Origin of the sequence: Streptomyces hoynatensis, from assembly GCF_003626535.1 — a bacterium.
Classification (GTDB): domain Bacteria; phylum Actinomycetota; class Actinomycetes; order Streptomycetales; family Streptomycetaceae; genus Streptomyces; species Streptomyces hoynatensis.
Genome location: NZ_RBAL01000008.1, coordinates 1 through 22,456, shown reverse-complemented (window position 1 = coordinate 22,456; position 22,456 = coordinate 1). Strand labels below are relative to the sequence as shown.

Annotated in this window: 1 protein-coding gene; it reads left to right on the top strand. The window is 75.5% G+C overall.

Annotation, left to right across the window (positions count from 1 at the left end):
• Positions 1-27: 27 nt before the first annotated feature.
• A partial coding sequence (locus D7294_RS15630) for a type I polyketide synthase (protein ID WP_120680399.1) occupies positions 28-22,456 on the top strand: 22,429 nt, incomplete at its 3' end.

Genomic DNA, 22,456 nt, shown 5'->3' with positions numbered 1-22,456 from the left:
ACTTCGGCACACCCGCAGGACATAAGGATGGCCACAGTGCAGGATGAGCAGCAGGACAAGGTCGTCGAGTACCTGAGGCGCGTCACCGTCGACCTTCGCCATGCCCGCGAACAGGTCCGCGCGCTGGAGGCCAGGCAGCACGAGCCGATCGCCATCGTCGGCATGGCCTGCCGCTACCCCGGCGAGGTCCGCAGCCCCGAGCAGCTGTGGCAACTCCTCCTCGACGGCCGCGAAGCCGTCGAGGACTTCCCCACCGACCGCGGCTGGGACCTCGACACCCTGCTGGGCGAGGGACCCGACGCCAGCCCCGTCACCAAGGGCGGCTTCCTCGGCGACCTCGCCGACTTCGACGCCGGCTTCTTCGGCATCTCGCCCCGCGAGGCCCTCGCCATGGACCCCCAGCAGCGGCTGCTGCTGGAAACCTCCTGGGAGGCGATGGAACGCGCCGGCCTCGACCCCCACACCCTGCGCGGCAGCCGCACCGGCGTCTTCGCCGGCACCAACGGCCAGGACTACGCCACCCTCCTCGCCGGCGACGACAGCACCGAGGGCCGGGCCAGCACCGGCGTCATCGCCAGCGTCATCTCCGGCCGCCTCTCCTACACCTTCGGCTTCGAGGGCCCGGCCGTGTCCGTGGACACCGCCTGCTCCTCCTCCCTGGTGGCCCTGCACCTGGCCGCGCAGTCCCTGCGCGGCGGCGAGTGCGACCTCGCCCTCGTCGGCGGCGTCACCGTCATGACCACCCCCGCGGCCTTCCTCGAATTCGGCACCCAGGGCGTCCTCTCCCGCGACGGCCACTGCCGGGCGTTCTCCGAGGGCGCCAACGGCACCAGCTGGTCCGAGGGCGTCGGCATGCTCGTCGTCGAACGCCTCTCCGACGCCCGCCGCAACGGGCATCGCGTCCTCGCCGTGGTCCGCGGCTCCGCCGTCAACCAGGACGGCGCAAGCAACGGCCTCACCGCCCCCAACGGCCCCTCCCAGCGCCGCGTCATCCGCGCCGCACTCGCCAACGCGGGCCTGACCACCGCCGACGTGGACGTCGTCGAGGGCCACGGCACCGCCACCTCCCTCGGCGACCCGATCGAGGTCCAGGCCCTCGTCGAGACCTACGGCCAGGGCCGCCCCGCCGACCGGCCGCTGCACCTGGGCTCCATCAAGTCGAACATCGGCCACACCCAGGCCGCCGCGGGCGTCGCCGGCGTCATCAAGATGGTGCTCGCGCTGCGGAACGAGACCGTGCCCCGCACCCTGCACGTCGCCGAGCCCTCCTCGCACGTCGACTGGACCGCCGGCTCCGTCGCGCTGCTCTCCGAGCACCTCCCGTGGCCGCAGACCGACCGGCCCCGCCGGGCCGGCGTGTCCTCCTTCGGCATCAGCGGCACCAACGCCCACGTCATCCTCGAACAGGCCCCCGAGGAGGCCGCCCCCGAGGAGCCGGAGGCGGACGCGGAGCGGCCGGCGCCCGCGGCCCCCGCCCTGGGCGGCGTCGTGCCCTGGCTGCTGTCCGCCAAGTCCGCCGCGGCGCTCGCCGGTCAGGCCGCGCGGCTGCACGACTTCGCCACGCAGGACGCCACGCCCCCCGCCGCCGAGGTGGGCTGGGCGCTGGCCACCTCCCGCACCGCCTTCGAGCACCGCGCCGTGGTCCTCGGCCCCGACCGGGACACCCTCGCCGCCGGCGTGGCGGCCGTCGCGGCGGACACGGTGACCGGCGGCGTCGTGACCGGCGTGGCCCGCCCCGCCGGGAAGATCGCCCTCGTCTTCCCGGGGCAGGGCTCGCAGTGGATCGGCATGGGCCGCGAACTCCTGGAGACCTCCGAGGTGTTCGCCGCCCGGGTCGCCGAGTGCGCCGCCGCACTCGAACCCTTCGTCGACTGGTCCCTCGAGGACGTGCTGCGCGGCGCCGAGGGCGCCGCCTCGCTGGACCGGGTCGACGTGGTGCAGCCCGCCCTGTGGGCGGTGATGGTCTCCCTGGCGGAGCTGTGGCGTTCGGCCGGCGTGGTGCCCGACGCCGTCGTGGGGCACTCGCAGGGCGAGATCGCCGCCGCCGCGGTGGCCGGCGCGCTCAGCCTTCAGGACGCGGCCCGCGTGGTGGCGCTGCGCTCCCGCGCGGTACTCGAAGACCTCGCCGGGCACGGCGGCATGATGTCGGTGGCGCTGTCCGCGGCGGACGCCACCCCGCGGCTGGCCAGGTTCGGCGACCGGATCGCGGTGGCCGCGGTCAACGGGCCCCGCACGTGCGTCGTGGCCGGCGAGGTCGCCGCCCTGAAGGAGTTCCAGGCCGAATGCGAGGCCCAGGGCGTCAGGGCCCGCCTGATCAACGTGGACTACGCCTCCCACACCGCGCACGTCGAGGCCATCCGGGACCGGGTCCTGGCCGAGCTGCGGCCGGTCGCGCCGCGCTCCAGCGAGATCGCGTTCTACTCGACGGTGACCGGCGGCCTCATCGACACCGCCCGGATGGACGCCGACTACTGGGTCACCAACCTGCGGCAGACGGTGCAGTTCCAGGGCGCCGTGCAGGCCCTGATCGAGGACGGGCACCGGGTGTTCGTCGAGCCGAGCCCGCACCCGGTGCAGATCGTCGGCGTGGAGCAGACCCTGGAGGCCGCCGGCGCCGAGGGCATCGTGCTGGGAACGCTGCGGCGCGACCAGGGCGGCCCCACCCAGTTCATGACCGCCGCCGCCGAGGCCTGGGTGAACGGCGTGCCCGTCGACTGGCGCGCGTTCTTCGCCTCGGGCGGCGGCATCGAGGCGGCCACCGAACTGCCGACCTACGCCTTCCAGCACCAGCGGTTCTGGCCCACGGTGCGGGCCGGGGCGGCCGGCGACGTCAGGGCCGCGGGACTCGGCACGGTGGAACACCCCCTCCTCGGCGCCTGCGTGGAACTCGCCGACGGCCAAGGGCTGTTGTTCACCAGCAGGCTCTCCCTGCGCTCCCACCCCTGGCTCGCCGACCACGCCGTCTTCGGCACCGCCCTCCTGCCGGGCACCGCCTTCGTCGAACTCGCCCTCCGCGCGGGCGACGAGGTGGGCCTGGACCGCATCGAGGAACTCACCCTCTCCGCCCCCCTCGTCCTGCCCGCCGACGGCGCCGTCCAGCTCCAGCTGCGCCTCGGCGAGCCCGACGGCGAGGGCAGACGCGCCCTCTCCTTCCACGCCAGACCCGAGGGCGCCGCCGACCTGCCCTGGACCGAGCACGCCACCGGCACCCTCGCCGCAGGCGAGCAGCGCGCCGACTTCGACGCCACCGCCTGGCCCCCGCCCGGGGCCGAACCGCTCGCCACCGAGGACTGCTACGCCCGCTTCGCCGAGGCCGGCTTCGCCTACGGCCCCGCCTTCCAGGGCCTCACCGCCGCCTGGCGCCTCGGCGATGACCTCTTCGCCGAGGCCCGCCTGGCCGAGCCCGCCACCGGCTTCGGCATCCACCCCGCCCTCCTGGACGCCGGCCTGCACGCCGCGAGCCTGGCCCCCGACTTCGGCGTGGCCGGCAACGGCGGCTTCCCCTTCTCCTTCGAAGGGGTCTGCCTGCACGCCACCGGCGCCTCCGCCGTCCGGGTGCGCCTCAGCCCTGCGGGCGAGGACGCGCTGTCCCTCGCCGTCGCCGACCCCACCGGCGCGCCCGTCGCCACCGTCGCCTCCCTCACCCTGCGCCCCGCCGCCGCTGCCCGGCTCACCGGCGCAAGCCCGGCACAGGACTCGCTGTTCCGCCTCTCCTGGGTCCCCGTGCCCCCCGCCCCCGAGGCCACCCCCTTCGCGGTACTCGGCCCCACCAGCCTCGGCCTCGCCGCCCCCGCACACCCCGACCTCGCCTCCCTCGGCTCCCTGCCGGAGCCGCCCGCCGCGGTGCTGGTGCCGCTGACCGCGGAACCCGGCGCCGACCCGGCCGCCGCCGCCCATGCCCTCACCTGGCGGGTCACCGCCCTCGTCCGGGAATGGCTGGCCGAGGAGCGCTTCGCCGGCACCCGCCTGGTGTGCGTCACCCACGGCGCCGTCCCCGCCGCCGAAGGCGACGACCCCGACCCGGCCGCGGCCGCCGCCCGCGGCCTGCTGCGCGCGGCCCAGTCGGAACACCCCGGCCGCTTCCAGCTCCTCGACCTCGACGACACCCCCGCCTCCCTGGCCGCCCTCCCCACCGCCCTCGCCCTCGACGAGCCCCAACTCGCCCTCCGCGACGGCACCCTGCTCGCCGCACGGCTGACCCGCGCCACCCCCGGGCCGGAAACCCCCCGGTGGGAGACCCCGGGCACCGTCCTGGTCACCGGCGGCACCGGCGGCCTCGGCGGCCTCCTCGCCCGGCACCTGGTCGCCACCCACGGCGTCCGCGACCTGCTGCTCCTCAGCCGCCGCGGCCCCGAGGCCGAGGGCGCCGACGCCCTGCTCGCCGACCTCACCGCCCAGGGCGCCCGCGTCCACATCGCCGCCTGCGACGCCGCCGACCGCGAGGCACTCGCCGGCCTCCTCGCCATGCACGAGGTCACCGCCGTCGTCCACGCCGCCGGAGTCCTCGACGACGGCCTCGTCGCCACCCTCACCCGCGACCGCCTCGACGCCGTGCTGCGCCCCAAGGTGGACGCCGCCTGGCACCTGCACGAGCTCACCGCCGACCGCGAACTGACCGCGTTCGTGCTCTACTCGGGCGGCGCGGGCGTCTTCGGCGCCGCGGGCCAGGCCAACTACGCCGCGGCCAACGCCTTCCTCGACGCCCTCGCCGCCCACCGCCGCCACCTCGGCCTGCCCGCCGTCTCGCTGGCCTGGGGCGCCTGGGACGGGGCCGTCGGGCTCACCGGCGGCGTCCCCGCCGCCGACCTCGACCGCCTGGCCCGCTCCGGCATGCCGCCGCTCACCGCCGAGCAGGGCATGGCCCTGCTCGACCCCGCCCTGGCCACGGACGAACCCCTCGTCCTGCCCATGCGCCTGGACCTGCGCACCCTGCGCGCCGCCACGGAACCGCTCCCCGCCCTGCTGCGCGGCCTGGTCAGGACCCGCACCACCCGGGCCGTCGCCGGGGAGGAGAGCGCCGACTCCCTCGCCGGCCGCCTCGCCAGGCTCGGCCCCGACGAGCGCACCGCCGCCCTCCTCCACCTGGTCCGCGAGCAGGTCGCCGCCGTCCTCGGCTACCCGGGCGCGGAGGCCGTCGACGCGCACTCCTCCTTCCAGCACCTGGGCTTCGACTCGCTGACCGCCGTCGAACTGCGCAACCGCCTCACCCACGCGACCGCCCTGCGGCTGCCCGCCACCCTCGTCTTCGACTACCCGACCCCCACCGTCCTCGCCGACCACCTCTCCGCCACCCTCTCCGGCACGGACACCGGCACCGCCGCCCCGCCCCCGCGGGCCCTGCCCCAGGTCACCGACGACCCCATCGCCATCGTCAGCATGGCCTGCCGCTTCCCCGGCGGCGTCTCCTCGCCCGAGGACCTGTGGCGCCTCGTCCTGGAGGGGACCGACGCCATCTCCGGCTTCCCCACCGACCGCGGCTGGGACCTCGACGCCCTCTACCACCCCGACCCCGACCACTCCGGCACCTCCTACGCCAGGACCGGCGGATTCCTCTACGACGCGGCCGAGTTCGACGCCGACTTCTTCGGCATGAGCCCCCGGGAGGCCCTCGCCACCGACTCCCAGCACCGGCTGCTGCTCGAAACCTCCTGGGAGGCCCTGGAACGGGCCGGGATCGACCCCGCCACCCTCCGTGGCAGCGCCACCGGCGTCTTCACCGGCGTCATGTACAACGACTACGGCTCGCTGCTCACCGACGAGACCTCGGAGGGCTACCAGGGCACCGGCGCCACGCTCAGCGTCGCCTCCGGGCGCCTGTCCTACACCTTCGGCCTGGAGGGCCCCGCCGTGACGGTGGACACGGCCTGCTCCTCCTCGCTGGTGGCGATGCACCTGGCCGCGCAGGCCCTGCGCGCGGGCGAGTGCGACCTGGCGCTGGCCGGCGGCGTCTCCGTGATGTCCACGCCCGAGATCTACGTCGTGTTCTCCCGGCAGCGCGGCCTGTCCGAGGACGGCCGCTGCAAGGCGTTCGCCGACGCCGCGGACGGCACCGGCCTCTCCGAGGGCATCGGCCTGCTGGTGCTGGAACGGCTCTCCGACGCCCGCCGCAACGGCCACCAGGTCCTCGCCGTCCTGCGCGGCTCCGCCGTCAACCAGGACGGCGCCTCCAACGGCCTCACCGCCCCCAACGGCCCCTCCCAGCAGCGCGTCATCCGCCAGGCCCTGGCCGGCGCCGGACTGTCCACCTCCGACGTGGACGCCGTCGAGGCCCACGGCACCGGCACCACGCTGGGCGACCCCATCGAGGCGCAGGCCCTCCTCGCCACCTACGGCCAGGATCGGGAACGCCCGCTGCTGCTGGGCTCCATCAAGTCGAACATCGGCCACACCCAGGCCGCGGCGGGCGCCGCCGGCGTCATCAAGATGGTCATGGCGATGCGGCACGGCGTGCTGCCCAGGACCCTCCACGTGGACGCGCCCTCCACCCACGTCGACTGGGAGGCGGGCGCCGTCGAGCTGCTGACCGAGCAGACCGAATGGCCCGAGGTGGACCGGCCGCGCCGGGCCGGCGTCTCCTCCTTCGGCGTGAGCGGCACCAACGCCCACGTCATCCTCGAACAGTGGCCGCAGGAGACCGCCGCCGCGGAACCCGCCACCGCCACCACGGCCCCCGCTCTCGTGCCCCTGCCCGTCTCGGCCCGCACGCCCGGCGCCCTGGACGGCCAGGCCGAGCGCATTGCCTCCTTCGCGGCGGAACACTCCCCGCTCGACGTGGGCCTCTCGCTGGTCACCTCAAGAACCGTGTTCGACCACCGCGCCGTGCTGCTCGCCACGGCCGACGGCATCGCCGAGACCGTACGCGGCACCGCCACCGAACGCTCCCTGGCGCTGCTGTTCACCGGCCAGGGCGCGCAGCGCCTCGGCATGGGCCGCGAACTGCACGCACGTTTCCCGGTGTTCGCCGCCGCCCTGGACGAGGCGCTGGGGCTGCTGGACCCGGCCGTTCGTGAGGTGATGTGGGGCGGGGACGCGGAGGCGCTGAACCGCACCGGGGTGGCGCAGCCCGCGCTGTTCGCGATCGAGGTGGCGCTGTATCGACTTGTCGAGTCGTGGGGCGTGCGGGCGGAGTTCGTCGCCGGTCACTCCATCGGTGAGATTGCGGCGGCGCACGTGGCGGGGGTGTTCTCCCTTGAGGATGCCTGCGCGTTGGTGTCGGCGCGGGCGCGGCTGATGCAGGCCCTGCCCGAGGGCGGCGCGATGGTCGCCGTCCAGGCGTCCGAGGACGAGGTGCTGCCGCTGCTGACGGACGGTGTGTCGATCGCCGCCGTCAACGGGCCCGCCTCCGTGGTGGTCTCCGGCGAGGAAGAAGCCGTCAGAGGAATCGCCGCGGTCTTCGAGGCCCAGGGCCGCAAGACCAGCCGCCTGAAGGTCTCCCACGCGTTCCACTCGCCGCTGATGGAGCCGATGCTCGACGAGTTCCGCACCATCGTCGAGGGCCTGTCGTTTGCCGAGCCGCGTATCCCGGTGGTGGCCGCGGGTGAGGTGACCTCGCCCGAGTTCTGGGTGCGGCACGTGCGCGAGGCCGTCCGCTTCGCCGACGCCGTGGGGCGCCTGGTGGACGAGGGCGTCTCCGCGTTCCTCGAAGTCGGCCCGGATGGGGTGCTGTCGGGGATGGCGGCCGAGTCGGTGCCCGATGGTGCCGTGGTGGTGCCGGTGCTGCGCCGGGACCGCGGCGAGGAGGAGGCGGCCGTCACCGCCCTCGCCCGGCTGCACGTCGCCGGCGTGGACGTGGCCTGGCCCGCGCTCTTCGAGGGCACCGGCGCCCAGCGGATCGACCTGCCCACCTACGCCTTCCAGCGCCGGCGCTACTGGCCCTCCGCAACCCTCCGCGCCGCCGACGCCACCGGACTCGGGCAGGCCGCCCCCGGCCACCCCCTGCTCGGCGCCGCCGTCGAACTCGCCGGCGAGGACGGCCTGCTGTTCACCAGCCGCCTGTCCCTCGGCACCCACCCCTGGCTGGCCGACCACGCCGTCCTCGGCCGGGTCCTCCTCCCGGGCACCGCGTTCGTCGAACTCGCCGTCCGCGCCGGCGACGAGGTCGGCCTCGACCGGGTCGAGGAACTCACCCTGGCCGCCCCCCTCGTCCTGCCGGAACAGGGCGCCGTGCAGGTCCAGGTCGCCGTCGGCGCCGCCGACGCCTCCGGCTCCCGGCCGATCGCGATCTACTCGCGGCCCGAGGGCACGGCCGGACTCCCCTGGACCGAGCACGCCACCGGCCTCCTGACCCACGACGGCCACACCCCCGCCGCCGACGCCTCCGCCTGGCCGCCCGTCGGCGCCGAGCCGATCGACGTGGCCGACAGCTACGCCCGCTTCGCCGAGGCCGGCTTCGCCTACGGGCCCGCCTTCCAGGGCCTCACCGCCGCCTGGCGGCTCGGCGAGGAGGTGTGCGCGGAGGTCACCCTCGGCGAACGAGTCGACACCACCGGCTTCGGCCTGCACCCCGCCCTGCTCGACGCCGCCCTCCACGCCTGGGTGCACACCGCGGCCGACAGCGGGGAGCCGCGCCTGCCGTTCTCGTGGCAGGGCGTGTCCCTGCACGCCACCGGCGCCACAGCCCTGCGCGTCCGGCTGACCCCGGCCGCCGGCGGAGGGGTGTCCCTGACCCTCGCCGACCCGGCCGGCGCCCCCGTGGCGGCCGTGGAAGCCCTGGCCACCCGGCCGGTGACCGGCGAACAACTCGGCAGCGCCACCGCACGCGACACCCTGTTCGCCCTGGACTGGGTCCCCGCCGGCGCGCCGACCACCGCCCCCGGCACCCGCTCCCTCGCCGTCGTGGGCACCGACGCGACCCCCGGCGGCATCGACGACCTGAGCGGCGCCCCCCACCACCCCGACCTGACGGCACTCGCCGCCGACGGCGAGGTCCCGGAGACGGTGCTGGTGCCGGTCGGCGGCCTGGACGAGGGCCCCCAGGCGGCTCGTGCCGTGACGGGGCGGGTGCTGGGGTTGGTGCGGGAGTGGCTGGCGGAGGAGCGGTTTGGCGCCTCGCGTTTGGTGGTGGTGACGCGGGGTGCGGTGCCTGCCGGCGGTGGTGGGGTGGTGGATCTGGCGGCTTCGGCGGTGTGGGGTCTGGTGCGTTCGGCCCAGTCCGAGCACCCGGGGCGTTTCGGCCTGATCGACGCAGACCCCGCCACCACCTCACTCGCCCCCGCCCTCGCCGTCCTCGACGCCGAAGAACCCGAGGTCGCGCTGCGCGCCGGCGCCGTGCTGGTCCCCCGGATGACCCGGGCGGCCCTGCCCGGCGGCGCGTTCGAGTGGGACCCCGAGGGGCTGGTCCTCGTCACCGGCGGTACGGGTGGCCTGGGTGGCGTGGTCGCCCGCCACCTGGCCCAGACGCACGGGGTGCGGCGGCTGCTGCTGGTGAGCCGGCGTGGTCCCGAGGCCGAGGGCGCCGCCGAACTGGTGGCGGAGCTGGCCGAGTCGGGTGCCGAGGCGCGGGTGGTGGCCTGTGACGTGTCCGACCGGGAGGCCCTGGCGGGTCTCCTGGCCGAGCACGAGGTCTCCGCCGTCGTGCACACGGCCGGAGTGCTGGACGACGGCGTCGTGGAGGCGCTGACGGACGAGCGTGTGGGGAGGGTGTTCGCGCCGAAGGTGGACGCCGCCTGGCACCTGCACGAACTCACCCGGGAACGCGACCTGTCCGCGTTCGTGCTGTTCTCCTCGGCGGCGGGGGTGCTGGGTTCGCCCGGGCAGGGCAACTATGCGGCGGCGAACGCGTTCCTCGACGCGCTCGCGGCCTACCGGCGCGAACGCGGGCTGCCCGCCGTCTCCCTCGCCTGGGGCGCCTGGGACCCGGCGGCCGGCCTCACCGGCGCCATGTCGGAACAGGACCTGCGGCGCATCGCCCGCTCCGGCGTCGCCCCGCTGAGCGCCGAACAGGGCACCGCCCTCTTCGACGCCGCCCTCACCGGCACCGAGGCCCTCCTGCTGCCCGTCCGCCTCGACCTGCCTGCCCTCCGCGCCCAGGCCACCACCGTCCCCGCCCTGCTCCGCGGCCTGATCCGCGGCAGGACCCGGCGCCTCGCCGCCGGCACGGACACCGCCGTCACCCTCCTGGGCCGGCTCGCCGCACTCGACGCGGAGGGGCGGCACGACGCCCTGCTCGACCTCGTGCGCACCGAGGTGGCCGCCGTCCTCGGCCACGCCGACGGCGCCAGCGTCGAGGGCGAACGCCCCTTCAAGGACCTCGGCTTCGACTCGCTGACCGCGGTGGAACTCCGCAACCGGCTCGGCGCGGCCACCGGCCTGCGGCTGCCCGCCACGATGGTCTACGACTACCCCACGCCCGCGGCCCTCACCGGCCACCTGCTCGGCGAGCTCTTCGACGCCGAATCGGCCGCCCTGGTGCCCGTGCGCGCCCTGCCGCCCGTCTCCGACGACCCGATCGTCATCGTCGGCATGGCCTGCCGCTACCCCGGCGGCGTCTCCTCGCCCGAGGACCTGTGGCGCCTCGTCGTCGACGGCCGGGACGCCATCTCCGCATTCCCCACGAACCGCGGCTGGGACCTGGCCAACCTCTACCACCCCGACCCGGACCACCCCGGCACCTCCTACACCCGGCACGGCGGATTCCTGCACGACGCGGGGGAGTTCGACCCGGAGTTCTTCGGGATGAGCCCGCGCGAGGCGACCGCCACCGACTCCCAGCAGCGGCTGCTGCTCGAAACCACCTGGGAGGCCATCGAGGGCGCCGGGATCGACCCGGTGTCGCTGCGCGGCAGCCAGACCGGCGTCTTCGCCGGCGTCATGTACAACGACTACGGCTCGCAGCTGAGCGACAGCGCCTCCGAGGGCTACCAGGGCACCGGCTCCTCGCCCAGCGTGGCCACCGGCCGCCTGTCCTACACCTTCGGCTTCGAGGGCCCCGCGGTGACCGTGGACACGGCCTGCTCCTCCTCGCTGGTGGCGATGCACCTGGCCGCGCAGGCCCTGCGCGCGGGCGAGTGCGACCTGGCGCTGGCCGGCGGCGTCACGGTGATGTCCACCCCGGCCCCGATCGTCGAGTTCTCCCGCCAGCGCGGCCTGTCCGAGGACGGGCGCTGCAAGTCCTTCTCCGACACGGCCGACGGCGTCGGCTGGTCCGAGGGCGTGGGCCTCGTCGTCCTCGAACGCCTCTCCGACGCCCGCCGCAACGGCCACCAGGTGCTGGCCGTGGTCCGCGGCTCGGCCGTCAACCAGGACGGTGCGTCGAACGGGCTGACGGCGCCGAACGGTCCCTCGCAGCAGCGGGTGATCCGCCAGGCCCTCGCCAGCGCCGGCCTGTCCACCGCGGATGTGGACGTGGTCGAGGCGCACGGCACCGGCACCACCCTGGGCGACCCCATCGAGGCCCAGGCGCTGCTCGCGACCTACGGGCAGGACCGGGAACGGCCGCTGCTGCTGGGCTCCATCAAGTCCAACCTGGGACACACCCAGGCCGCCGCGGGCGTCGCGGGCGTCATCAAGATGGTCATGGCGCTGCGGCACGGCCTGCTGCCCAGGACCCTCCACGTCGACGCGCCCTCCACCCACGTCGACTGGGAGGCGGGCGCGGTCGAGCTGCTGACCGAGCAGGCCGCCTGGCCCGAGGTGGACCGGCTGCGGCGGGCGGGCGTCTCCGCGTTCGGCATCAGCGGCACCAACGCCCACCTCATCCTCGAACAGCCGGAACAGCCCCGGCCCGCCGCCGAACCCGCCGCCGAACCGGCGGTTGAGGCACCGCGGCTGGAGCCCGCCGTGGTGCCGCTGCCGGTGTCGGCGAAGTCGGCCGAGGCCCTGGAGGGTCAGGTCGGGCGCATCGTCTCCTTCGCCGAAGACCGTGCCGTGCGGGATGTGGGTTTCTCGCTGGTGACGTCGCGGTCGGTGTTCGAGTACCGGTCGGTGTTGCTGGCGGGTGCGGAGGGTGTGCGTGAGGTGGCGCGGGGGAGCGCGGTGGCGCGTTCGCTTGCGGTGCTGTTCACGGGTCAGGGTGCGCAGCGTCTGGGCATGGGGCGTGAACTGTACGGGCGTTTCCCGGTGTTCGCCGCTGCGTTGGATGAGGTGCTGGGGCTGCTGGACCCGGCGGTGCGTGAGGTGATGTGGGGTGGGGATGCGGAGGCGCTGAACCGTACCGGGGTGGCGCAGCCCGCGTTGTTCGCCGTCGAGGTGGCGCTGTATCGACTTGTCGAGTCCTTCGGGGTGCGGGCGGAGTTCGTCGCCGGTCACTCGATCGGTGAGATTGCGGCGGCGCATGTGGCCGGGGTGTTCTCCCTTGAGGATGCCTGCGCGTTGGTGTCGGCGCGGGCGCGGTTGATGCAGGCCCTGCCCGAGGGCGGCGCGATGGTCGCCGTGCAGGCGTCCGAGGACGAGGTGCTGCCGCTGCTGACGGACGGTGTGTCGATCGCCGCCGTCAACGGGCCCGCCTCCGTGGTGGTCTCCGGCGAGGAAGAAGCCGTCAGAGGAATCGCCGCGGTCTTCGAGGCCCAGGGCCGCAAGACCAGCCGCCTGAAGGTCTCCCACGCGTTCCACTCGCCGCTGATGGACCCGATGCTGGACGAGTTCCGGCACGTGGTCGAGGGCCTGTCGTTCGCCGAGCCGCGCATTCCGGTGATTGCTGCGGGCGAGGTGACCTCGCCCGAGTTCTGGGTGCGGCACGTGCGCGAGGCCGTCCGCTTCGCCGACGCCGTGGGGCGCCTGGTGGAGCAGGGCGTCTCCGCGTTCCTCGAAGTCGGCCCCGACGGGGTGCTGTCGGGGATGGCGGCCGAGTCGGTGCCCGAGGGGGCCGTGGTGGTGCCGGTGCTGCGCCGGGACCGTGGCGAGGAGGAGGCGGCCGTCACCGCGCTGGCCCGGCTGCACGTCGCCGGCGTGGACGTGGCCTGGCCCGCGCTCTTCGAGGGCACCGGCGCCCAGCGGATCGACCTGCCCACCTACGCCTTCCACCACCGGCCCTACTGGGCCCCCGCGGGCGCCGGGCGCGGCGACGCGGCCGGGCTCGGGCTGGTGGCGGCCGCCCACCCGCTGCTGGGGGCCTCGGTCGAACTGGCCGGGGAACAGGGCCTGTTGTTCACCAGCCGCCTGTCCCTGTCCACGCACCCCTGGCTGGCCGACCACGCCGTCATGGGCCAGGTCCTCCTCCCGGGCACCGCGTTCCTCGAACTCGCCGTCCGGGCCGGGGACGAGGTCGGCTGTGGCCGCGTGGAGGAGCTGACCCTCGCCGCGCCGCTGGTGCTGCCCGAGGGCGGCGCCGTGCACCTGCAGGTGCGGGTCGGCCTGCCGGACGCGGCCGGCCGGCGCACCCTCGCCGTCCACGGCAGGCCCGAGGGCGCCACGGACGCCCCCTGGACGCAGCACGCCGCCGGCGTGCTGGCCGGGGAGGAGGCGGCCGGTTCCCCCGCCGCCTTCGACGCCGCCGCCTGGCCCCCGCCGGGTGCCGAGGCCGTCGAGGTGGAGGGGTGCTACGCGGAGTTCGCCGAGGCCGGTTTTGCCTACGGCCCGGCGTTCCGCGGCCTCGTGGCCGTGTGGCGCGAGGGCGACACCCGGTACGCCGAGGTGGCGCTGCCCGAGCCGGTAGCGGAGGAGGCCGGGGCGTTCGGCCTGCACCCCGCGCTGCTTGACGCCGCCCTGCACGCGCTGGTGCCCGGCGACACCGGGGCCGAGACCAAGGGGCTGCCGTTCTCCTGGGAGGGCGTGACGCTGCACGCCTCCGGCGCGGCGAGCCTGCGGGTGCGGCTGACCAGGGAGGCGAACGGAACGGTCGCCCTCGCGCTTGCCGACCCCACCGGCCGGCCGGTGGCCACCGTCGAGTCCCTGGCGACCAGGCCGGTGACGGCCGAGCAACTCGGCTCCGCCGCCGAGGCCGTCACGCGCGAGGCGCTGTTCGCGGTGGCGTGGAGCCCCCTGGCCGCCTCGGCCGCCGTGGCCCCGGACGGGCCGGTGGCCGTGGTCGGCGACGCCGGGGCCCTGGGGCTCGGCGAGGCGGCGGGCTGCGCCGAACTCGCGGCGCTGCCGCAGGAGGATGTGCCGGGCACGGTGTTCCTGCCGCTGCTCGACCTGCCGGAGGGTGAGGCGGCCGGGGCCGCGCACTCCCTGGCCGCCCGGGTGCTCGGCCTGATCCAGGAGTGGCTGGCGGAGGAGCGTTTCGCCGGTTCGCGGCTGGTGTTCGTGACGCGTGGCGCCGTTTCTGCCGCCGCAGGTGAGGTGCCCGACGTGGTCGCCGCCACCGCCTGGGGCCTGGTGCGCTCCGCCCAGTCCGAGCACCCGGGACGCTTCGGGCTGCTCGACCTCGACGCGGGGGACGACGCCGCCCCGGGCGCGGAGCGGCTGCGGAGCCTGCCCGAGGACGAGCCCCAACTTGTCCTGCGCGAGGGACGGTTGCTCGCCGCGCGCCTGACGCGGGCGGCGCGGCCCGAGGGCGGGTTCGCCTGGGACCCCGAAGGCTTGGTGCTGGTCACCGGCGGCACCGGCGGCCTGGGCGGCGTGGTGGCCCGGCACCTGGTGGCCGGGCACGGGGTGCGGCGCCTGCTGCTGGTGAGCCGCCGCGGCCCTGAGGCCGAGGGGGCTGCGGAACTCGTTGCCGAGCTGGCGGAGTCGGGCGCCGAGGCGCGGGTGGTGGCCTGTGACGTGGCCGACCGGGAGGCCCTGGCGGGCCTGCTGGCCGAGCACGAGGTCTCCGCCGTCGTGCACACGGCGGGCGTCCTCGACGACGGTGTGGTGGAAGCGCTGACGCCCGAGCGGCTGGCGAGGGTGTTCGGGCCGAAGGTGGATGCGGCCTGGCACCTGCACGAACTCACCCGGGAACGCGACCTGTCGGCGTTCGTGGTGTTCTCCTCGGCGGCCGGGGTGTTCGGCGCGCCGGGACAGGGCAACTACGCGGCGGCCAACGCCTTCCTGGACGCGCTGGCGGCCAGGCGGCGTGCCGAGGGCCTGCCCGGCGTGTCGATGGCCTGGGGCGGCTGGGCCGAGGCCGGCATGCTCGCCGGCACGGACCTCGCGCAGCTCGCGCGCGCCGGCATGCCCGCGCTGACCGTCGAGCAGGGCACCGCCCTCTTTGACGCCTCGCTCGCCGCCCAGGAACCCCTCGTGGTGCCGATCCGGCTCGACCTGGCGGTGCTGCGGGGGCAGGGCGAGGTCAGGCCGTTGCTGCGGGGGCTGATCCGGGGCAGGACGCGGCGGGCCGCGGCCGGTTCGGACACCGCGGACACGCTGCTGTCGCGGCTGTCCGGGCTCGACGAGGCCGGTCGCCTGGACGCCCTGCTCGGCCTGGTGCGCACCGAGGTCGCCGCCGTCCTCGGCCACGCGGACGCCGCCGGCATCGCGGCCGACCGCCAGTTCAAGGACCTCGGCTTCGACTCCCTCACCGCCGTCGAACTCCGCAACCGGCTGGGTTCGGTGACGGGTCTGCGGTTGCCTGCGACGTTGGTGTTCGACTATCCGACGCCTGGGGTGCTGGCGGGGTATCTGCGGGAGGAGTTGTTCGGGGCCGCGCCGGCTGAACTGGTGCCGGTGCGGGCGTTGCCGCCGGTTTCGGACGATCCGGTGGTGATCGTCGGCATGGCCTGCCGGTTCCCGGGTGGGGTGGCTTCGCCCGAGGATCTGTGGCGGCTGCTGGTGGAGGGCGGGGATGCGATCTCCGAGTTCCCCACGGATCGTGGCTGGGACCTGGAGACGCTGTTCCACCCGGACCCCGACCACCCGGGCACCTCGTATGCCAGGACCGGTGGATTCCTGTACGACGCGGGCGAGTTCGACCCCGGCTTCTTCGGCATGAGCCCCCGCGAGGCGACCGCCACCGACTCGCAGCAGCGGCTGCTGCTTGAGACCTCCTGGGAGGCCCTGGAGCGGGCCGGCATCGACCCGCAGTCCCTGCGCGGCAGCCAGACCGGCGTCTTCACCGGCGTCATGTACAGCGACTACGCGGCGCTGCTCGGCGGCGACGACCTGGAGACCTTCCAGGCGACCAGCACCTCGCCGAGCGTGGCCTCCGGACGCGTCGCCTACACCTTCGGCTTCGAGGGCCCGGCCGTGTCCGTGGACACCGCCTGCTCCTCCTCGCTGGTCGCGATGCACTGGGCGATGCAGGCGCTGCGCTCCGGCGAGTGCGACCTGGCGCTGGCCGGCGGCGTCACCGTCATGTCGACGCCGAACACCTTCGTCGCCTTCTCCCGGCAGCGCGGCCTCGCCCCCGACGGCCGCTCCAAGCCGTTCTCCGACGCCGCCGACGGCACCGGCTGGTCCGAGGGCGTGGGCCTCGTCGTCCTCGAACGCCTCTCCGACGCCCGCCGCAACGGGCACCAGGTCCTGGCCGTGGTCCGCGGCTCCGCCGTCAACCAGGACGGTGCGTCGAACGGGCTCACCGCCCCCAACGGCCCCTCGCAGCAGCGCGTCATCCGGCAGGCCCTGGCCGGCGCCGGCCTGTCCACCGCGGACGTGGACGCCGTCGAGGCGCACGGCACCGGCACCACCCTCGGCGACCCCATTGAGGCCCAGGCCCTGCTGGCCACCTACGGCCAGGACCGCCCCGCCGACCGCCCGCTGCTGCTCGGCTCCATCAAGTCGAACCTCGGCCACACCCAGGCCGCCGCCGGCGTCGCGGGCGTCATCAAGATGGTCCTCGCCCTCCGGCACGGCCTGCTGCCCAAGTCGCTCCACATCGACGCGCCCTCCTCGCACGTCGACTGGGAGGCAGGCGCGGTCGAGCTGCTGACCGAGCAGACCGAATGGCCCGAGGCGGGCCGCCCGCGCCGCGCCGCCGTCTCCTCCTTCGGCGTCTCCGGCACCAACGCCCACCTCATCCTCGAACAGGCCACGCCCGAGGACGCCCGCGCCGCCGCCCCCGTGCCCGCGCCCGCGCTCGGCCACGTCGTGCCCTGGCTGCTGTCCGCCAGGACCGAGGCCGCCCTGGCCGACCAGGCCGGCCGGCTCGGCGCCTTCCTCGCCGCCGCCGAGCCCGCGCCCGCCGCCGTCGCCTGGTCGCTGGCCGCCTCCCGCACCGCCTTCGAGCACCGCGCCGTCGTCCTCGGCGGCGACCTCGCCGAGCTGAGCGCAGGCGTCGCCGCCGCCGCCAGGCAAGCCCCGGCCCCCGGCCTGGTCTCCGGCACCGCCCGCACCCCCGGCAAGGTCGCCTTCGTCTTCCCCGGGCAGGGCTCCCAGTGGCTCGGCATGGGCCGCGAACTCCTGGAGACCTCCGAGGTGTTCGCCGCCAGGGCCGCCGAGTGCGCCGCCGCCCTCGAACCCTTCGTCGACTGGTCCCTGCTCGACGTCCTGCGCGGCGCCGAGGGCGCCGCCTCGCTGGACCGGGTCGACGTCGTCCAGCCCGCCCTGTGGGCCGTGATGGTGTCGCTCGCCGCGCTGTGGCGCTCCGTCGGCGTCGAACCCGACGCCGTCATCGGCCACTCCCAGGGCGAGATAGCCGCCGCCGCGGTGGCCGGCGCCCTCAGCCTGGAGGACGCGGCCCGCATCGTCGCCCTCCGCAGCCGCGCCGTCCTCGAAGTCCTCGCCGGACTCGGCGGCATGATGTCCGTGGCACTGTCCGCCGAGGACGTCGCCCCCCGCCTGGCCCGCTTCGACGGGCGGGTCTCCGTCGCCGCCGTCAACGGCCCCCGCACCACCGTCGTCGCCGGCGACGTGGAGCCCCTGGTCGCCCTCCGCGACGAGTGCGAGGCCGAGGGCATCAGGGCCCGGCTGATCAACGTGGACTACGCCTCCCACACCCGGCACGTCGACGCGATCCGCGACCGCGTCCTCGAAGAGCTGCGCCCGGTCCGGCCCCGCTCCGGCGACCTCGCTTTCTACTCCACCGTCGCCGGCGGCCTCATCGACACGGCCACCCTCGACGCCGACTATTGGGTCACCAACCTGCGGCAGACCGTCCAGTTCCAGCGCTCCGTGCAGGCCCTCATCGACGACGGGCACCGCGTCTTCATCGAGCCGAGCCCGCACCCCGTCCAGATGGTCGGCGTCGAGCAGACCCTGGAGGCCGCCGGGGCCGAGGGCATCGTCCTCGGCACCCTGCGCCGCGACATGGGCGGCCCGCTCCAGTTCGCCACCGCCGCCGCCGAGGCATGGGTGCGCGGCGTCTCCGTCGACTGGCAGGCGTTCTTCGCCGGAGACCCGACCGGCGGCGCCCGCCTCGACCTGCCCACGTACGCCTTCCAGCACCAGCGGTACTGGCCGGCGCCCTCCACGGCCGGCGGCGACGTCAGGGCCGCGGGCCTGGGCGCCGTCGCGCACCCGCTGCTCGGCGCCTCCGTCGAACTCGCCGAAGGGGAAGGGCTGCTGTTCACCAGCAGGCTCTCCCTGCACACCCAGCCCTGGCTCGCCGAGCACGCCGTCCGCGGCCGCGTCCTGCTGCCCGGCGCCGCCTTCGTCGAACTCGCCCTCCGCGCCGGGGACGAGGCCGGCTGCGACCGGGTCGAGGAACTCACCCTGTCCGCGCCGCTCCTGCTGCCGGAACGCGGCGCCGTCCAGCTCCAGCTGCGCGTCGGCCTGCCCGACGCCGCGGGCAGGCGCGCCTTCAGCGTCCACGCCAGGCCGGAGGACGCCACCGGCCTGCCGTGGACGGAACACGCCGCCGGCACCCTCGCCGCCGGCGAGGAAAGCTCCGACTTCGACGCCACCGCCTGGCCCCCGCCCGGCGCCACGGCCCTCGGCGTCGAGGACCTCTACGAGCGGTTCGCCGACATCGGCTTCGCCTACGGCCCCGCCTTCCGCGGCGTGCGCGCCGCCTGGCGGCAGGGCCCCCACCTCTACGCCGAGGTGCGGCTCGCCGAGGACCTGAGCACCGAGGGCTACGGCCTGCACCCCGCGCTCCTCGACGGCGCCCTGCACGCGGTCGGCCTCGCCGACGCGGCCCTCGCCGACGGCGGCGCCCTGCCGTTCTCCTGGGAGGGCGTCAGCCTGCACGCCACCGGCGCCTCCGCGCTGCGGGTCCGGCTGACCCTCGGCGCCGGCGGCGCCATGGCGGTCGCCCTCGCCGACCCCAGCGGCGGCCCCGTCGCCTCCGTCCGCTCCCTGCTGACCCGCCCCGTCTCCGCCGAGCAACTGGGCACGGCCGCCCTCGACCGCGACGCGCTGTTCGGCCTCGACTGGATCGACGCCCCCGCACCCTCCGGCGGCGACGCCGCCCCCGCGGTGGCCGTCATCGGCCCCGAGGCCGACCCGGCCTGGGACTTCCCCGTCCACGCCGGCCTGGCGGACCTCGCCGAGGGCGAGGTCCCCGGCCTCGTCCTGGTGCCGGTCACCGCCGAGGCCAGGCCCGAGGCCGCCGGCGCGGCGCACGCCACCACCGGACGGGTCCTCGCCCTGGCCCAGGAGTGGCTGGCCGCGGAACGGTTCGCCGGATCGCGCCTCGTCTTCCTCACCCGCGGCGCCGTCGCCACGCGGCCCGGCGAGGTGCCCGACGTGGCCACCGCCGCCGTCTGGGGCCTGGTGCGCTCCGCCCAGTCCGAGCACCCGGGACGCTTCGGGCTGCTCGACCTCGACCACCGGCCCGACGCCGGCCAGGAGGGCGAGGCCGCACCGGCCGAGGCCGCGGCCCTCGGCCGGGCCCTGGCCCTTGAGGAGCCACAGCTCGCCGTGCGCGGCGGCACCGTCCTCGCCCCACGGCTGGCCCGCCGCGCCCCCGAACCCCAGGAGATCGCCCCCTGGGACCCCGAAGGCTTGGTGCTGGTCACCGGCGGCACCGGCGGCCTGGGCGGCGTGGTGGCCCGGCACCTGGTGGCCGGGCACGGGGTGCGGCGCCTGCTGCTGGTGAGCCGCCGCGGCCCCGCCGCCGAGGGCGCTGCCGAACTGGTGGCGGAGCTGGCGGAGTCGGGCGCCGAGGCCCAGGTGGTGGCCTGCGACGTCGCCGACCGGGAAGCCCTGATGACGCTGCTGGCCGAGCACGAGGTCTCCGCCGTGGTGCACACGGCGGGCGTGCTGGACGACGGCGTCGTGGAGGCGCTGACGCCCGAGCGGCTGGCCACGGTGTTCGGGCCGAAGGTGGACGCGGCCTGGCACCTGCACGAACTCACCCGCGAGCGGAAGCTGTCCGCGTTCGTGGTGTTCTCCTCCGCGGCCGGGGTGTTCGGCGCGCCGGGGCAGGCCAACTACGCCGCGGCCAACGCCTTCCTGGACGCGCTGGCGGCCAGGCGGCGTGCCGAGGGCCTGCCCGGCGTGTCCCTCGCCTGGGGCGCCTGGGCCGGCGCCGGCATGCTCGACGAGTCCGACGTCGCACGCCTCAACCGCACCGGCATGCCCGCGCTCACCGTCGAGCAGGGGACCGCCCTCTTCGACGCCGCCCTGGGGACCGGTGATGCGCTGGTCGTGCCGATCCGGCTCGACCTGGCGGTGCTGCGGGGGCAGGGCGAGGTCAGGCCGTTGCTGCGGGGGCTGATCCGGGGCAGGACGCGGCGGGCCGCGGCCGGTTCGGACACCGCGGACACGCTGCTGTCGCGGCTGTCCGGGCTCGACGAGGCCGGTCGCCTGGACGCCCTGCTCGGCCTGGTGCGCACCGAGGTGGCCGCCGTCCTCGGCCACGCGGGCGCCGAGGCCGTCGACCCCCACCTCGCCTTCCAGAACATGGGCTTCGACTCCCTCACCGCCGTCCAGCTGCGCAACCGGCTGGGTTCGGTGACGGGTTTGCGGTTGCCTGCGACGTTGGTGTTCGACTATCCGACGCCTGGGGTGCTGGCGGGGTATCTGCGGGAGGAGTTGTTCGGGGCCGCGCCGGCTGAACTGGTGCCGGTGCGGGCGTTGCCGCCGGTTTCGGACGATCCGGTGGTGATCGTCGGCATGGCCTGCCGGTTCCCGGGTGGGGTGGCTTCGCCCGAGGATCTGTGGCGGCTGCTGGTGGAGGGTGGAGATGCGATCTCCGAGTTCCCCACGGATCGTGGCTGGGACCTGGAGACGCTGTTCCACCCGGACCCCGACCACCCGGGCACCTCGTATGCCAGGACCGGTGGATTCCTGTACGACGCGGGCGAGTTCGACCCCGGCTTCTTCGGCATGAGCCCCCGCGAGGCGACCGCCACCGACTCGCAGCAGCGGCTGCTGCTTGAGACCTCCTGGGAGGCGCTGGAGCGGGCCGGGATCGACCCGGTGTCGCTGCGCGGCAGCCAGACCGGCGTCTTCACCGGCGTCATGTACAGCGACTACAGCACCCTCCTCGACGGAGAGACCTCGGAAGGCTTCCAGGCCACCGGCGCCTCGCTGAGCGTGGCCTCCGGACGCGTCGCCTACTTCGGCGGCTTCGAGGGCCCGGCCATCACCGTCGACACCGCCTGCTCCTCCTCGCTCGTCACCCTGCACCTGGCCGCCCAGGCGCTCCGCCAGGGCGAATGCGACCTCGCGCTGGCCGGCGGCGTCACCGTCATGGCCACCCCGAGCACCTTCGTCGAACTCTCCACCCAGCGCGGCCTGGCCGCCGACGGCCGCTGCAAGGCCTTCTCCGACGCCGCCGACGGGGCCGGCTTCTCCGAGGGCGTGGGCGTGCTGGTGGTGGAGCGCCTGTCCGACGCCCGCCGCAAGGGCCACCAGGTCCTCGCCGTGGTCCGCGGCTCTGCGGTGAACCAGGACGGTGCGTCGAACGGGCTGACGGCGCCGAACGGTCCCTCGCAGCAGCGGGTGATCCGCCAGGCCCTCGCCAGCGCCGGTCTCTCGCCCGCCGAGGTGGACGCCGTCGAGGCGCACGGCACGGGCACCTCCCTCGGGGACCCGATCGAGGCCCAGGCCCTCCTCGCCACCTACGGCCAGAACCGCGACGTGCCGCTGCTGCTCGGCTCCGTCAAGTCGAACCTGGGGCACACCCAGGCCGCCGCCGGCGTGGCCGGCGTCATCAAGATGGTCCTCGCGCTGCGGCACGGCCTGCTGCCCAGGACCCTCCACGTCGACGCGCCCTCCTCGCACGTCGACTGGGAGGCCGGCGCCGTCGAACTCCTGACGGAAGAGGCCGCCTGGCCCGAGGCCGGCCGGCCGCGCCGCGCCGGCGTCTCCTCCTTCGGCATCTCCGGCACCAACGCCCACGTCATCCTCGAACAGGCCCCGGACGAGGACGCCGAGGCAACCGACGACGCCACCGAGACCCCGGCACGGCCCGCCGCCGGCCGGCCCGCCCTGGGCGAGGTCGCCCCGTGGATCGTGTCGGCACGCTCCGAGGCTGCGTTGTCGGGTCAGGTGGAGCGGTTGCGGTCGTTTGCGGCTGACTCTGGTGTGGCTGCGGTTGATGTGGGCTGGTCGTTGGTGTCGTCTCGGTCGGTGTTCGATCGCCGTGCGGTGGTGGTGGACGGTGATTGGGATGGCGTTGTTCGTGGTGGTGTGGGGGAGGTGGGTCCTGGTCCGGTGTTTGTGTTTCCGGGTCAGGGTTCGCAGTGGGCGGGGATGGCGGTGGAGTTGCTGGATTCCTCGCCGGTGTTTGCCGAGTTGCTGGGTGAGTGTGATCGGGTGATCGGCCGGTTGGTGG